16 protein-coding genes are annotated in these 13,976 nt (G+C 72.8%); 6 read left to right on the top strand and 10 right to left on the bottom strand.

The annotated features are described in order from the left end of the window. On the bottom strand, positions 1-337 hold a 337-nt coding region (locus ETD96_RS28680; protein WP_240808297.1), incomplete at its 3' end, for a winged helix-turn-helix domain-containing protein. Between the two features lie 73 nt (positions 338-410). Here ETD96_RS28680 and ETD96_RS28675 point away from each other — a divergent pair. After that, the gene (locus tag ETD96_RS28675; RefSeq protein ID WP_138639606.1) at positions 411-1,586 is read left to right on the top strand and encodes an MFS transporter; all 1,176 of its coding nucleotides are present in this window, start codon (positions 411-413) and stop codon (positions 1,584-1,586) included. A 91-nt stretch (positions 1,587-1,677) separates the two neighbouring features. On the opposite strand, the gene ETD96_RS28670 is transcribed toward ETD96_RS28675, so the two are convergent. From ETD96_RS28670 to ETD96_RS28635, 8 genes are all read right to left on the bottom strand, one after another. After that, positions 1,678-1,881 carry a cold-shock protein gene (locus ETD96_RS28670; protein ID WP_067468803.1) on the bottom strand — a complete coding sequence of 68 codons (204 nt, stop codon included), beginning with the start codon at positions 1,879-1,881 and terminating at the stop codon, positions 1,678-1,680. Between the two features lie 189 nt (positions 1,882-2,070). After that, entirely contained in the window at positions 2,071-3,324 is a 1,254-nt protein-coding gene (gene kynU / locus ETD96_RS28665; protein WP_171069277.1) for a kynureninase, read from the bottom strand. Beyond that, entirely contained in the window at positions 3,321-4,373 is a 1,053-nt protein-coding gene (locus ETD96_RS28660) for an amidohydrolase family protein (protein ID WP_138639605.1), read from the bottom strand. The genes kynU and ETD96_RS28660 overlap by 4 nt, the downstream gene beginning before the upstream one ends. A 10-nt stretch (positions 4,374-4,383) precedes the next feature. Next, positions 4,384-4,956 carry a 3-hydroxyanthranilate 3,4-dioxygenase gene (locus tag ETD96_RS28655; RefSeq protein WP_138639604.1) on the bottom strand — a complete coding sequence of 191 codons (573 nt, stop codon included), beginning with the start codon at positions 4,954-4,956 and terminating at the stop codon, positions 4,384-4,386. Then, positions 4,953-5,405, bottom strand: a complete 453-nt coding sequence (locus ETD96_RS28650) for a RidA family protein (protein ID WP_205719498.1) — start codon at positions 5,403-5,405, stop codon at positions 4,953-4,955. The genes ETD96_RS28655 and ETD96_RS28650 overlap by 4 nt, the downstream gene beginning before the upstream one ends. After that, positions 5,402-6,145 carry a 2-keto-4-pentenoate hydratase gene (locus tag ETD96_RS28645; RefSeq protein WP_138639603.1) on the bottom strand — a complete coding sequence of 248 codons (744 nt, stop codon included), beginning with the start codon at positions 6,143-6,145 and terminating at the stop codon, positions 5,402-5,404. The genes ETD96_RS28650 and ETD96_RS28645 overlap by 4 nt, the downstream gene beginning before the upstream one ends. Continuing rightward, positions 6,145-6,930 carry a 2-keto-4-pentenoate hydratase gene (locus tag ETD96_RS28640; protein WP_274704649.1) on the bottom strand — a complete coding sequence of 262 codons (786 nt, stop codon included), beginning with the start codon at positions 6,928-6,930 and terminating at the stop codon, positions 6,145-6,147. The genes ETD96_RS28645 and ETD96_RS28640 overlap by 1 nt, the downstream gene beginning before the upstream one ends. Positions 6,931-6,941: 11 nt before the next feature. After that, positions 6,942-8,378 carry a 2-hydroxymuconic semialdehyde dehydrogenase gene (locus ETD96_RS28635; RefSeq protein WP_138639602.1) on the bottom strand — a complete coding sequence of 479 codons (1,437 nt, stop codon included), beginning with the start codon at positions 8,376-8,378 and terminating at the stop codon, positions 6,942-6,944. Positions 8,379-8,610: 232 nt separating this feature from the next. Between ETD96_RS28635 and ETD96_RS28630 the strand changes: the two genes are divergently transcribed. From ETD96_RS28630 to ETD96_RS28610, 5 genes are read left to right on the top strand one after another with little or no spacing between them, the layout of a single operon-like run. Continuing rightward, positions 8,611-8,898, top strand: coding sequence for a hypothetical protein (locus ETD96_RS28630; protein WP_138639601.1), 288 nt, complete (start codon positions 8,611-8,613; stop codon positions 8,896-8,898). 48 nt (positions 8,899-8,946) lie between these two features. Then, a complete protein-coding gene (locus ETD96_RS28625; RefSeq protein ID WP_089327252.1) occupies positions 8,947-9,267 on the top strand; it encodes a hypothetical protein in 321 nt (106 codons plus the stop codon). 3 nt (positions 9,268-9,270) lie between these two features. After that, positions 9,271-10,299 (top strand): MvdC/MvdD family ATP grasp protein, encoded by a 1,029-nt coding sequence (locus tag ETD96_RS28620; RefSeq protein ID WP_138639600.1) that lies wholly within the window; start codon positions 9,271-9,273, stop codon positions 10,297-10,299. Beyond that, the gene (locus ETD96_RS28615) at positions 10,299-12,134 is read left to right on the top strand and encodes an ABC transporter ATP-binding protein (RefSeq protein ID WP_138639599.1); all 1,836 of its coding nucleotides are present in this window, start codon (positions 10,299-10,301) and stop codon (positions 12,132-12,134) included. Before ETD96_RS28620 ends, ETD96_RS28615 begins: the two co-directional genes overlap by 1 nt. Before the next feature lie 44 nt (positions 12,135-12,178). Beyond that, the gene (locus ETD96_RS28610; protein WP_138639598.1) at positions 12,179-13,105 is read left to right on the top strand and encodes a LysR substrate-binding domain-containing protein; all 927 of its coding nucleotides are present in this window, start codon (positions 12,179-12,181) and stop codon (positions 13,103-13,105) included. On the opposite strand, the gene ETD96_RS28605 is transcribed toward ETD96_RS28610, so the two are convergent. After that, a partial coding sequence (locus ETD96_RS28605; protein ID WP_338072613.1) for an alpha/beta hydrolase occupies positions 13,095-13,976 on the bottom strand: 882 nt, incomplete at its 5' end. The genes ETD96_RS28610 and ETD96_RS28605 overlap by 11 nt on opposite strands.

Raw genomic sequence — 13,976 nt, 5'->3', positions numbered from 1 at the left:
GCAGGGGGCGGGTCGCGGTGCCGGTCTCGTTCCCGGCGATGTCGGCGACGGCGACGTGGACGGCGTCGCGGCGCAGGTCGACCCCGGCGATGTGGGCGCGGTCGGCGACGAGTCCGTAGAGGCGGGCGTTCGGGCCCCGCCGCTCGGCGCCGGTCTCCCCCGCGACCTCGACGAGCCCGGCCGCCCGGAGCCGCTCGATCAGGTCGGACACGGTCGGCCGGGACAGCCCGGTCAGCGTCCGCAGCTGCGGGGCGGTGAGCGGGCCGCGTTCGAGCAGCAGGTCGAGGGCCAGCCGGTCGTTGATCGCGCGGGCCATGGTCGGGTCGGCGGTCTTCACCGCCCACATAGTAGTCAGGGTTCCTGCCTAATACACTTTTCATCAGGAAGCCTTCCTGTTAGTTTTTCCGTCCATGACCTCTCCCCACCGGGCCATCGGCGCGGTCTTCGCCGTCCACGGGGCCGTGGCGGGCACCCTCGCCACGCGCCTGCCCTGGATCCAGGACCGCCTCGACCTCTCCCCCACCGTGCTCGGGCTGGCCCTGCTGTGCCCGTCCCTCGGCGCGTTCACCGCGATGCCCACCGCGAGCCGCGTGGCGCACCGGATCGGCGAGCGCCGCACCGTCCGGCTGCTGATCGCGGCCTGGTGCGCGGCGCTCGCCCTCCCCGCGCTCGCGCCCGCGCCCGCCTGGCTGTTCGCGGCGATGCTGCTGTACGGCGCGACCGCCGGCATGTCGGACGTCGTCATGAACGCGCACGGCGTCGCGGTGGAGCGGGCCGTGGGCCGCCCGGTCATGTCGGGGCTGCACGGCCTGTGGTGCGTCGGCAGCCTCGCCGCGGGCGGTGCCGGCATCGCCGCCGCGCACGCCCGGATCGACGCGCGGCTGCACCTCGGGCTGGTCGCGCTCGTCCTGCTGGCGGCGGGCCTGCTCGCCGGGCGGGGGCTGCTCGCGGACCGGCCCGCCGAGGGCGTCCCGGCGCCGCGCCGGTTCGCGCTGCCGACCAAGGCCGTCGCCGCGATCGGCGCGGTCGGGTTCTGCGGGACGTTCGCCGAGGGCGCGAGCGCCGACTGGTCCGCCGTCTACCTCACCGAGGTGACGCACGCGGGCCCCGGCCTCGCCGCCGCCGCGTTCACGGTCTTCATGTCCTGCATGGCGGTCACCCGGCTGGCCGGCGACCGGCTCGTGCGGCGGTTCGGCCCGGCGGCGGTCATCCGGTGCGGCGGCTCGGTCGCCGTGGCCGGCGGGATCATGGTGGTGGCCGCCCGCGCGCCGTGGGCCGCGGTCGCCGGGTTCGCGCTGGTCGGCATCGGGATCGCCACCGTCGTCCCGCTGGTGTTCGCGGCGGCGGCCGGCATCGGCGCGACGCCCGGCGAGGGCGTGGCCGGCGTCGCGACGATCACCTACCTGTCCGGGCTGACCGCGCCGGCGGTGACCGGCTGGACGGCGGGCGCGCTGTCCTACCGGGCGGCGTTCGCGATGATCACGTGCGTGGTCGCGGTGATGACGCTGTCGGCCGGCGCGCTGCGCCCGCGCGAGCCGGGCACCGCGGCGCCCGCGACCGACGCGTCGGCGAAGGCGCTGCACTAGCGCCCGCCGGCCTTGCCGCGGGCATGCGAAAGGCCGGGGACGGCGAGCGTCCCCGGCCTTTCGTCGGGTCTACATCGAGAAGGGCGAAGCCTTAGAGCGGGTAGACGCCCTCGGCCTGCGGGCCCTTCTGGCCCTGCGTGATCTCGAAACCGACGCGCTGGTTCTCGTCCAGGCTGCGGTACCCGCTGGTGGTGATCGCCGAGTAGTGGACGAACACGTCGGGGCCGCCGCCGTCAGGCGCGATGAACCCGAAGCCCTTTTCGGCGTTGAACCACTTCACGGTGCCTTCGGCCATGCTGTCTTTTCCTTCTGGGTAACCTCACCGGCCCGCCGGACGGCGGACCGGGCTGCAAGCGGACTCATCCCACGTCCGCCGGTCGCCCGGAAAAACGCTTTCGAGACTGCTCGACGTCGGACTGGCCGACGCCATCGTGCAACGCGTCCGAACCTACCCGATACCGGCGCGACTTATGCACCGACACACCTAAACAAGATCCGACAATGCCTCGGCGGCGCGGTGGCAGTCGTGGAACGTGCAGTACAGCGGGACGGGAGCGAGCCGGACGACATCGGGTTCGCGGGCGTCGGCGACCACGCCGTGCGCCGCGGCGAGCCGCCGGACGAGCCCGCCGGCGTCCGGGACGCGCAGCGACAGCTGGGCGCCCCGCGCCGCCGGGTCGGCCGGGGTGATGACCTCCACGCCGCCGAGCGGGGCGAGCCGGCCGGCCAGGTACCCGGTGAGGCGCTCGCTCTTGGCGCGCAGCGCGGCCATCCCGGTCCGGTCGAAGATCTCCAGGGAGGCCAGCACGGGCGCGAGCGCGAGGATCGGCGGGTTGGACACCTGCCAGGCGTCGGCGGACGCGGGCGGCGCGATCTCGGGGTCCATCCGGAACCGGACGGCCGGGTCGGTCCCCCACCAGCCGGACAGCTTCGGCACGGAGGCGTCCCGGACGTGGCGCTCGTGCACGAAGCAGCCCGCGACCGCGCCCGGACCGGAGTTCAGGTACTTGTAGGTGCACCAGGCGGCGAAGTCGACGTCCCAGTCGTGCAGGCGCAGCGGGACGTTCCCGGCGGCGTGCGCGAGGTCCCAGCCGACCACGGCGCCGGCGGCGCGGCCCGCCTTGGTGATCGCGGGGATGTCCATGAGCTGGCCGGTCAGGTAGTTGACGCCGCCGAGCAGGACGAGCGCGACCGTGCCGCCCTCGCGTTCGAGGAAGGCGAGGACGTCCTCGGTGCGCAGGTTGTCCTCGCCGGGGCGCGGCTTCAGCCGCACGACCGCCGCGGCCGGGTCGAGCCCGTGGTGGACGGCCTGGCCCGCGACCGCGTAGGAGTCGGACGGGAACGCCGAGTCCTCGATGAGGATGCGGGTGCGCGTCCCGGCGGGCCGGTAGAAGCTCGCCATCAGCAGGTGCAGGTTGACCGTGAGCGAGTTCATCGCGACGACCTCGTGCGGCAGCGCACCGACGAGCCGGGCGGCGGGTTCGCGGAGCAGCTCGTGGTAGTCCACCCACGGGCGGCGCCCCTGAGTGTGCGCCTCGACGGCGAGGCGCGCCCAGTCGTCCAGCTCCTCGCGGAGCCGTCCCGCGACGCTCCGCGGCTGCAGGCCGAGGGAGTTGCCGGCGAAGTACGCGGCCTCCTCGTACCGGCCGCCGGGCGCGGGCGGGACGAGGAACTCGCCGCGCAGCGTGGGCAGCGGGTCGGTCTCGTCGAGCCGCCGCGCCTCGTCTTCCAGGGTCACTGCGTCATTCCTTCGGTGGTCACGAGTGCGGGCGCGGGCGCGGGCTCGGGCGCCTCGGCGAGGGCGAAGAACTCCGCGGCGTTGCCGCCGAGCAGGCGGGCGCGGTCGGCGTCGTCCAGCCCGGGGCAGGCGCGGATCGTCGCGCCCGGCTCCAGTTCGCCGAGCGGGAACGGGTAGTCGGTGCCGAGCATGACGTGGCCGGGGCCCATCACGTCCACGAGCAGCCGGAGCGCGCGCGGGTCGAACACGGCGGAGTCGACGTGGAACCGGTCGAGGTACTCCGACGGCGGGCGCGGCGAGTCGGCGCGGACGATGTCGCGCCGGTGCCAGGCGTTGTCGGCCCGGCCGAGCAGGAACGCGAAGCTGCCGCCGCCGTGGCAGAAGCACATCCGCAGCGACGCGGGGATCCGCTCGAACGCGCCGGACAGCATCAGCCCGAGGATGCTCAGCTGCGTCTCGGCGGGCATCCCCGACAGCCACGGCAGCATGTGGCCGCGCATCCGGTCGGCGCCGAGCATGTCCCACGGGTGCGCCAGCACGGGCAGGCCGAGTTCCGCGCAGTGCGCGAGGAACGCGGTGATGCCGTCGTCGTCGAGGTTGCGGTCGCCGACGTGGTTGCCGATGTGCACGCCGCGGTGCCCGGCCGCCTTCGCGCGCGTCGCGACCCGGCAGGCGAGCTCGGGGTCCTGGAGGGGGACCTGGCAGAGCGGCAGCAGCCGGTCCGGTGCGTGCGCGCAGAACGCGAGGATGCGGTCGTTGACGAGGTCGCACCAGTCGGCGGCGCGGGACGGCTCGGCCGCGTACCCGAACATCAGCGGGGTGGACGAGACGGCCTGGACGTCCACGCCCGCGGCGTCCATGTCGGCGACGCGGCGCGCGGGGTCCCACAGGGCCGCGCCGACCGGCCGGTACTCCTCGTCCCCGGACATCATCATGCCGGCGCCGCCGCCGTCGAGGCGCAGCCACGGCTGCCCCTCGTCGGCGAGCACGCGGCCCTCGTCGCGGGTGAGCTCCGGGAAGACGTGGGCGTGGACGTCGATGACCGTCACGGCGCCCCCGTCAGGCCCGGGGCGCGGTGGTCGGGGTCATGGCCCGCGGCCATGTCCTGCCCGGGTGGACGGCTCCGCAGTTGGGGCACGTGCGGTCGCCGCCGTAGAAGCCCTCGAACACGGGCGGCAGGTCGTCCACGATGGAGCGGACCTGCAGTTCGACGCGGTGGACGAGGTGGTGGCACTCGGTGCAGTACCACTCGAACGCCTCCGTCAGCCCCTCCGGCCGGGGGATCTCCACGACCAGGCCGATCGAGCCGGGCTCGGGGCGCTGCGGCGAGTGCCGGACGTGCGGCGGCAGCAGGAAGACGTCGCCCTCGTTGATCTGCACGTCGGTCGGCGGGCGGCCCTCCTCCTCCATGACGCGCAGCACCATGTTGCCGCGGAGCTGGTAGAAGAACTCCTCGGTCGGGTCGTCGTGGAAGTCGGTGCGCTGGTTCGGGCCGCCGACGACCATGATGATCAGCCCGGCCTCGTCGAACACCTGGACGTTGCCGACGGGCGGCTTGAGCAGGTCGCGGTGCTCGTCGATCCATGCCTGGAAGTTGAACGGTTGTCCGTGCGACAGCTGCGGCAGGGTCATGCCCCGGCCTCCTTGCCTCTCTGCGACGTGTCTGTCTGCGGGATGTGCGCGACGCACGAGATCTCGACGAGCAGGTGCGGGTGCGGGAGCTGGTGGACGGCCACGGTGGTGCGGGCCGGGCCGCTCTCGTCGAAGTACTCGCCGTAGACCTCGTTGTAGCCGCCGAAGTCGTTCATGCTCACCAGGTACGCGGTGACGTTGACGACGTCGCGGAGGTCTCCCCCGGCGGCGGCGAGCAGGTCGCGGATGTTCTCGATGACGGCGCGGGTCTGCGCCCGGATGTCGAGGTCGGTGACGCCCATCGGGTCGGCGCTCGCCCCGACGAACGTCCCGTCCGGGCGGCGGGAGCTCGTCCCGGACACGAACACGAAGTCGCCGGCCCGCTTGAGGTGCGGGAACCGCCCCCGCGGCTTGGCCTTGCCGTCGACGAGGAACGCGTCGCCCATCATGTGGTCACCTCGACCGCGCCGAGGCCGGCCCCGGTGACGCGGACGTGCGCGTCCTTCGGCAGCGGGACGGCCGCCGTGGCGGCGCCCGCGAGGACGATCCAGCCGGGTTCGAGGGTGATCCCGGCGCCGAGCGCGAGCCGCGCCGCCGCGCGCAGCGACCGCGCCGGGTCGCCGAGGATCGCGGCGGACGACCCGGCCTGCACCGGGCGCCCGTCGATCTCCAGCAGGAGCCCGGCGTTCGACAGGTCGCGCGGCGGGTGCCAGGCCCCGTACCCGAACCGCGCCGCCGAGGCGTTGTCGGCGATGACGTCCGGGAGGGTGAACTCGAAGTCCCGGTAGCGGGAGTCGAGGATCTCGAACCCGACCGCGACGCCGGCCACGGCCGACTCGGCCTCGGCGACCGAGCGGACCTCCCGTCCGATCAGGTAGGCGATCTCCGGCTCGACGCGCGGGTGGATGAGGCGCGACACGTCCACCGAGGGCCCGGCGAGCATCCGGTCGGTGAGCAGGCCCCAGATGACGTCGTCGACGCCCATCTGCACCATCTTGGCGCGGCTGGTGAAGCCCATCTTGATCCCGGCGGGACGCTCGCCCCGGCGGCGGCGCAGCTCCATCCCAGCACGCTGCACCGCGTAGGCGGCGGGGACGTCGAACGGCGTCGTGTCGGTCAGCTTCGGGACCGCGCGGACGTCGCGGGCGGCGTCGTCGAGGGTCCGCGCGAGCGCGGTCACGTCCACCATCAGGCACTCTCCTTGCCGAAGGCGACGCGGACGTCGCCGAGCCCGTCGATGCGGGCCTCGAACACCTCGCCGGGCGCGGCGGGGACGACCGGGCCGAGCGCGCCGGTCAGCACCGTGTCGCCGGCGCGCAGCGGGCGGCCGACGCGCACCAGCGTGTCGGCGAGCCACAGCGCCGCGTTCAGCGGGTGGCCGAGGCAGGCGGCGCCGTTGCCGGTGGAGACCTGCTCGCCGCGCCGCTCCATCACCATCCCGCACAGGCGCAGGTCGACGTCCTTGAGGAGGACGGGCCGGTTGCCGAGCGCGTACATGCCGGACGAGGCGTTGTCGGCGACGGTGTCGGCGAGCGTGATGTCCCAGTCGCGGACGCGGCTGCCGACGACCTCGATCGCGGGCAGCGCGAACGCGGTCGCGCGGATGACGTCGGCGACGGTGTGCCGCTCGTGGGTGAGGTCGTGCTCCAGCACGAGCGCGACCTCCGCCTCGGCGCGCGGCTGCAGGACGGCGCCGGCGGGGATCTCCTCGCCGTCCGGGACGGCCATGTCGGCGAACAGCATCCCGAAGTCGGGGCTGTCCACGCCGATCTGCCGCTGGACGGCCTTGGAGGTCAGCCCGATCTTGCGTCCGGCGAGGCGGCGGCCCTCGGCCAGCCACCGCTCGGTGAGCCGGTCCTGGACGGCGTAGGCGTCGTCGGCCGTGGTGATCAGGTCGCGGACGGGCGCGCACGGCGTGCCGGCGGCGTAGGCGCCGAGCAGCCGGTCGGCGGCTTGGTCGATGGTGGTCGTCACGGGGCTCGCTCTCAGATCTGGATGCAGACGTTGACGGGTTCGGAGAAGAAGTCCAGGGAGTACTCTCCCCCTTCCCTCCCGATTCCGGACGCCTTGACACCGCCGAACGGGGTGCGCAGGTCGCGCAGGTTCCAGCAGTTCACCCAGACGATCCCGGTCTCGACGCGCGGCGCCACCCGGTGCGCCCGCGACAGGTCGGTGGTCCAGACGGTGGAGGCGAGGCCGTAGGGGCTGTCGTTGGCGAGCGCGAGCGCCTCGTCCTCGGTGTCGAACGGCGCGACGTGGCACACCGGCCCGAAGATCTCCTCCCGGACGGTGCGGGCGGTCTCGGGGAGGCCGGTGAGGACGGTCGGCTCGACGTAGAAGCCGCCGTCGCGCTCGTCGCCGAACCGCGGCGCGCCGCCGCCCGCGACGACCGTGGCGCCTTCCTCGCGGGCGAGCCGGTAGTACGACAGGACCTTGTCGCGGTGCTCGGCCGAGATCATCGGCCCGTAGCCGCCGAGTTCGCGCGCGCGGGCGCCGAGCCGCTCCACGAACTCCTCGAAGACGGGCCGCTCGACGTAGACGCGCTCGGTGCACAGGCAGATCTGCCCGGAGTGGGTGAAGGACGAGCGGACCGTCCCGTCCACGGCGGCGTCGAGGTCGGCGTCGGCGAAGACCAGCGCGGGGTTCTTGCCGCCCAGTTCGAACGACACGGGCGTCACGTGCTCGGCGGCGTTGCGCATGATCGCGGCGCCGGTCGCCGACTCGCCGGTGAACGCGATCGCGTCCACGCCCGCGTGCCTGGTCAGGAACTCGCCGGCCGCGCCGGCGCCGTGCCCGTGCACCAGGTTGAACGCGCCGTCCGGCACCCCGGCCTCGTCGATGACGCGGGCGAGCAGCGTCGCGGTGGACGGCGTCTCCTCCGACGGCTTGACCACGACGGCGTTGCCGCACGCGAGCGCCGGGGCGATCTTCCAGGTGGACAGCAGCAGCGGGAGGTTCCACGGCGAGATGATCGCGACGACGCCGAGCGGCCGCCGCACGGTGTAGTTGAGCGCCTCGCCCGTGCCCGCGCTCCACCCGGGGATCTGCGTCACGTAGGCCCGCTCGGGACGGCCGTACAGCAGGTCGGCGTACGCGCGGAAGTTCCCGGCGGCGCGCGGAACGTCGACGGTCTCGGCGAACGAGCGGGGCCTGCCGGTGTCGGCGACCTCCGCCTCGACGAACTCCTCGAACCGGGCGTCGATGCCGTCGGCGACGCGCCGCAGCGCGGCGGCCCGCTCCTCGGCGCCGGCCGCGCCCCACCCGCCCTTCAGCGCGGCCCGCGCCGCCGTGACGGCGTCGTCGACGACCTCGCGCGTGGCCTCGGGGACGGTGCCCATCTCGGTGCCGGTCACGGGATCGACGAGCGGGAAGCCGGGTCCGTCCGAGCGGAAGACGCCGCCGACGTAGTGCTCAGCCTTCATCCGTGTCCTCCCGCATGGCTCGACAGGTCCGATCCTCTGCCCCGCGAGCTATGCCTGGCAAATACCAAATCCCCCAAGCGCTATCACTCATCGGATATAGATTCGCCGGCCGGCCGCGTGGCCGGATGCGGCCAAGATCGCGGGCTTGCCGGGATCCGCCGCCCATGTCACTTTGATCATGTACCGCCGGTGATCTTCGGGAGGCCCCGAGCATGACCCACGGCACCGGAGCATGACCCACGGCACCGGCCCCCTCGACCCGCCGTCCTTCCTCCGCCTCGACCCGCCCGAACTCGACGGCGGCGACCTCGTCGTCCGCGCCCGGCCGACCGCGTCCCGCGCCCGGACCCGAACCAGCCCCTCCGCCCCGCTCGCCTACCTCTACGAGACCCCGGACGAGCACGAACCCGAGCACACCACCCGACTCGCGGCCGGCCACTACGACACGACCACCCTCACCTGGTCGTTCTCCGGCGACATCCCGGGGATCATCGGGCTCACCGAGCCCACCTCCCCGTAGCGGCCCCGCGCACGAGTGTCCGGCAACCCCGTCCCGAAAGGCACAGCCATGCCCGGAACCCTGACCAGGCCCGCCCTGCGCACGACCCGCGCGTTCATCTCACCCGACCACGCCGGCTTCGACCCGGCGGCGATCCCGACCCCGGACGGCGACGAGCGGCCGTTCGGCTACGCCTACTCCACCCCGTGGGGGACGCCCGACGAGGGCGCCCCGGCCGCCGACCCGCAGGCGGGGCACTACGACCCCGCCACCCAGACCTGGGTCGGCCCCAACGGTGAGGACATCACCGCCGGGTACAGCTCGTACACCGTCACCGGCTCGGGCCAACCGCCGTGGGGCGACAAGATCCTCGACGATGTGTGCGCCTGACGCGTGAACGACGATCGGCCAGAGGTCCTGATCCTCACCCAGGACTTCGACCCGACGGTCGACCCGGTCGTCCGAAGCCTCACGGCCAAGGGCGCCCGGGTCTTCCGGGTCGACACCAGCTACTTCCCCCGCCGGCTCAGCTTCGCCACGTCCGACTTCGACGGCGCGGACCGGGCCGTCATGCGCCACCACGACGGCGAGATCGACCGCGAGGTCGACCTCAACGCCCTGTCCGGCGTCTGGTACCGGCGGCCCACCGCGTTCGAGTTCGGCGACGACATGGGCGAGGCCGAGCGCGAGTTCGCCCGCTACGAGGCGCAGCACGGCGTCGGCGGCATCTTCCGCTCGACCGACGCCCTCTGGATGAACCGACCCGACCTGGACGCGGTCGCCGACCTGAAGCCCTACCAGCTGAAACTCGCCAAGAAGGCCGGTCTGCGCGTCCCGAGGACACTGCTGACCAACGACCCGGACGAGGTCGCGCGGCTGGCGAAGCAGGAGGGCGAGGGCAAGCTCGTCTACAAGTCGCTCAGCGGCGGGGTGATCCACTACCCGGGCGCGTTCCCGTCCGGCCTGTTCACCGCCGTGCTGGGCGAGGAGATCGACGAGCACCTCCCCCGCGTCCGGCACACCATCTGCCAGTTCCAGGAGTACATCGAGAAGGCGTACGAGGTCCGGCTCACCGTCATCGGCGACAGCTACTTCCCGGTGGTGATCGACTCGCAGGGCGCGGAGCGGACCAAGGTCGACTGGCGGGCCGACATCCAGATGAACTACGGCGATTACCGGCCGCTGCCGGAGGACGTCGTCCGCCGCACCCGGGCGCTGCTGGACGAGCTCGGGCTCGTGTACGCCGCCGTCGACTTCATCGTCACCCCGGACGGCGAGCACGTGTTCCTGGAGTCCAACCCCAACGGCCAGTTCATGTGGATGCAGAACGACCTCGGGCTGCCGATGAGCGACCGCATCGCCGACCTGCTGATGAAGGGCCATGCGGGCCGGACCGGTGAAGTGGAGCAAATCGGCTACTGATGGACGATCCACCGCCCGTCACCGCGGCCGAGTGGTCGCAGCCGCCGCAGGTCGGCCTGCGGCGGCTGCCCCGGCTCGTCTGGGGCGCCGTCCGCCTCGCGGCGTCGGCGGCGCCCCGGGAGTACGCCCTCATCACGGCGCTCCAGGCCGTCGCCGGCCTCGGCCTCGTGCTGCCGCTCCTCGGCGGGCGGCACCTCCTCGACCAGGCGCTCGGCGGCGCCGATATCGCCGACGTCCTGGTGCAGGGCGCAGTCGTCCTCGCAATGACGGGGCTGATCGCCGTCGCGGTCTCGGTCGCGTCGTCGCGGGACGACGTGCTGAGCGAGTTGCTCAACCGGTACGCGATGGGCCGGATCCTGGACGTCGCGTGCACGGTCGACCTCGCGGAATTCGAGCGTCCCGCCTTCCACAACCGGCTGGAGCGCGCCTCGATGAGCGCTCGGATCCGGCCGCATCAGGTCGTCCAGGGGCTGGGGGCGCTGACCAGCGCGCTGATGGCCACCGCCGGGGTCGCGCTGGCGCTCGCGGCGATCGAGCCGTGGCTCGTCCCCGCGACGCTGGCCGCAGGGGCGCCGCTGTGGCTGGCCGGGCTGAAGAGCGGGCAGGTGCTGTACGGCGCACTGTTCCGGCTCACGCCCGCCGAGCGGGAACGCAGCTATCTGCAGGACGTGCTGACCAGCCGCCGCTCGGCTGCTGAGGTCCGGGCGTTCGGCTTGGCCCCGCACCTGCGCGGACGCTGGGAGGCGCGGACCGAGGAGCGTCTTGAAGAGATCCGCCGCACGGTTCGGACCCGCCTGCGCATTACGTTGGCGGCGCGGTGCGTGAGCGGCATCGCGCTCGGTGCGGTGCTCGGGCTGCTGCTGGCGTACACGGCGACCGGCGGCATGCCGGTGGCCGACGCGGGCGCCGCCGCCACCGCCGTCATGCTGCTGGCCGCACGTCTTCGGATGTCCGCCGCCGGTACCGACCAGCTCTTCGACGCGGCGCCCTTCGTCCAGGACCTCACCTCGTTCCTGACCCCGCCGGAGCGCGGGCCCTCCGGCTTGCCGCCTCCGCCGTTCGGCGTGCTGACGGCTGAGAATCTCTCGTTCACGTATCCGTCGGCCGCGCGTCCTGCCGTGGACGGCGTTGATCTGCGGATCGAGGCGGGGCAGGTCGTCGCGCTAGTGGGCGAGAACGGGTCGGGCAAGACGACTCTGGCGAAGCTGCTGTCGCACCTGTACCGGCCGGAGTCGGGGCGGATTCTGTATGACGGCGTGGACGTCTCGGGCGCTTCTGCTGACGGCCTGCGCGAGTCGATCGCCGTGCTGTTTCAGGATTTCGAGCGCTACGTGCTCCCGGCGTCCGACAACATCGCGCTGGGCCGCCCTGAGGTACCAGCCGACGCCGAGGCCATCGCGCGGGCCGCCCGCGCGGCCGGGGCGGACGGGTTCCTGCGCGGCCTGCCGGACGGCTATTCGACCTTGCTCGGCCCCCAGTTCGCGGGTGGCACGGACCTTTCGGGCGGCCAGTGGCAGCGGGTGGCGCTGGCCCGCGCGTTCTTCCGGGACGCCCCGTTCGTCATCCTGGACGAGCCGACCGCGACACTGGACGCCCGTGCGGAACACGAGCTGTTCGACCGCCTGCGGACGTTGCTCGCCGGACGGACCGTCCTGCTGATCTCGCACCGGTTCTCGACCGTCCGGATGGCAGACCACATCTACGTGCTGGCGGACGGCCAGGTCGCCGAACACGGCACCCACGACTCGCTCATGGCCGCAGGCGGGCGCTATGCCGAGCTGTTCACGCTTCAGGCCGAGGCGTACCTGGACCCGTCAGACATACCCAGCGCTTGAGGTTGACGGATCCCGCTATCACCGTCCTGTGATACCAAGTCGGCATGCGCGCGATCGACCTCCTCAACGGACGGCTGAAGCTCCGGCACCTGGTGCTCGTCGTCGCCATCGCCGATCAGGGCAGCGTCCTGCGGGCCGCCGAGCACCTGCATCTGGCACAGCCCGCCGTCACCCGCAGCCTGCGCGAAGTCGAGGGCATCCTCGGCGTCGACCTGTTCACCCGAGGCCCGCGAGGCGTGACACCGACGCTGTTCGGGGAGGCGTTCATCGAGCACGCGCGCGCCGTCCTGGCCGAACTCCGCCGCGCCGGCGACCGCATCACCGGCCTGGCGGACGGCGAAGTCGGCACGGTCACGATCGGCACTCTCCTGGCGGGCTCGAACGTCCTGCTCCCCCGGGCGATCGCCGCGCTCAAGAAGGACCGGCCGGGCATCACCGTCATCGTCCAGGAGGCGACGTTCGACGCCCAGGTGCCGCGCCTCCTGGACGGCGAGATCGACCTGATCCTCGGCCGCCTCAACCCGATCGACGACCTGCGCGGCCTCCGCCAGCTCACCCTCTACGGCGAACCAGTTCTCCTGGTGGCCCGCCAAGACCACCCGGCTCGCGCCGTACCCGACCTCACGTTGGCCGACCTCCTCGCCTACCCGTGGGTGCTGCCCCTGGAGCAGACGGCCTTGCGCACCGAACTGGAACAGGTCTTCCGCGCTTCCGGCCTGACACTTCCCGGCAACCTGGTCGAGTGCACGTCCGTCCTGACCGTCCGAACCCTCGTCCGCGACACCGACATGATCGCCGCGCTACCGGAACTGGTGGCCCGCACCGACGCCGACATAGCGCCGCTGCCCGTCCCGCTGGAGACGGTCCGCCGCCAGGTCGGCGTGACGCTCCCCGCGGGCCGCACCCCGACGCCGTCGGCCCGCCTGATGCTCGACCACCTCGAGCGCGAGGCCGCGGCGCTCACCGCCTGATCAGGCGCATCAGCTCCGTGCTCACCAGCGACTCCGGATCGGCGAGATCGAGCACGACGTCGAAGTGGTCGCGGCCGGGCACGATCATCAGCTCACCGGCACCCCACTGCGGCTGGAACAGTCTCGACTGCTCCAAGAACCCATCCCCGTCGTCCTCCGCGACCGCGAAGACCGCAGGACACCGATAGTCGGCGTCCAGCAGAGCGGGGCTCAGCGCGGCAGCGCGCTCCAGATCAAGCTTCACGTACTCGTTGACATACACCCGAGTGATCGGCCGGATGTCGAACAGCCCGCTGAATGGCATCGCGGCCTTGACCACGTCCCGCGGAAGCCCGAAGGCGTCTTGCCAGCCGCCGACCATCGTCATCCCGGTCAGATGCCCGCCCGCCGAACTACCGCCCACCACGATCCGCTCGGGATCGAGGCCGAACTCCCGTCCATGCCGATAGACCCACGCCACGGCCGCCCGCACCTGCCGGACGATCTCGTCCAGCGTTGCCTTCGGCGCCAGCGTGTAGTCAGGCACCACGGTCGCGACGCCCTGCTCGTACAAGGCCCGCGCCATGAAGGACGACACGTCCCGCGAGAGCGCCATCCAATAGCCACCGTGCAGGAAAACGAACACGGGCCGCAGGCCGTCGTCCCCGGTCCCCCACACATCGAGCCGCTCGCCGCTCGCCTCGTCGTAGACGATCCCTGGATGGCCGGGCAGCCCGTCCACGGCCTGCTCCGAAAGCTCCCGGTACCGCGCCATATGCCGCTCGAAGAGCTCCGGCCCGGCCTTCCGCCGCACGTTGTAGGCGACGTCCAGTTCCTCGTCGCTGAGCCCGCTCCCCGGCCAGTCATCTAGATCGTCCACGCTCCCACCCTC

The sequence above is a fragment of the Actinomadura geliboluensis genome, from assembly GCF_005889745.1.
Taxonomy (GTDB): domain Bacteria; phylum Actinomycetota; class Actinomycetes; order Streptosporangiales; family Streptosporangiaceae; genus Spirillospora; species Spirillospora geliboluensis.
Note: the sequence above shows the minus strand (reverse complement) of the source record. Positions and strands in the feature narration are given on the sequence as shown.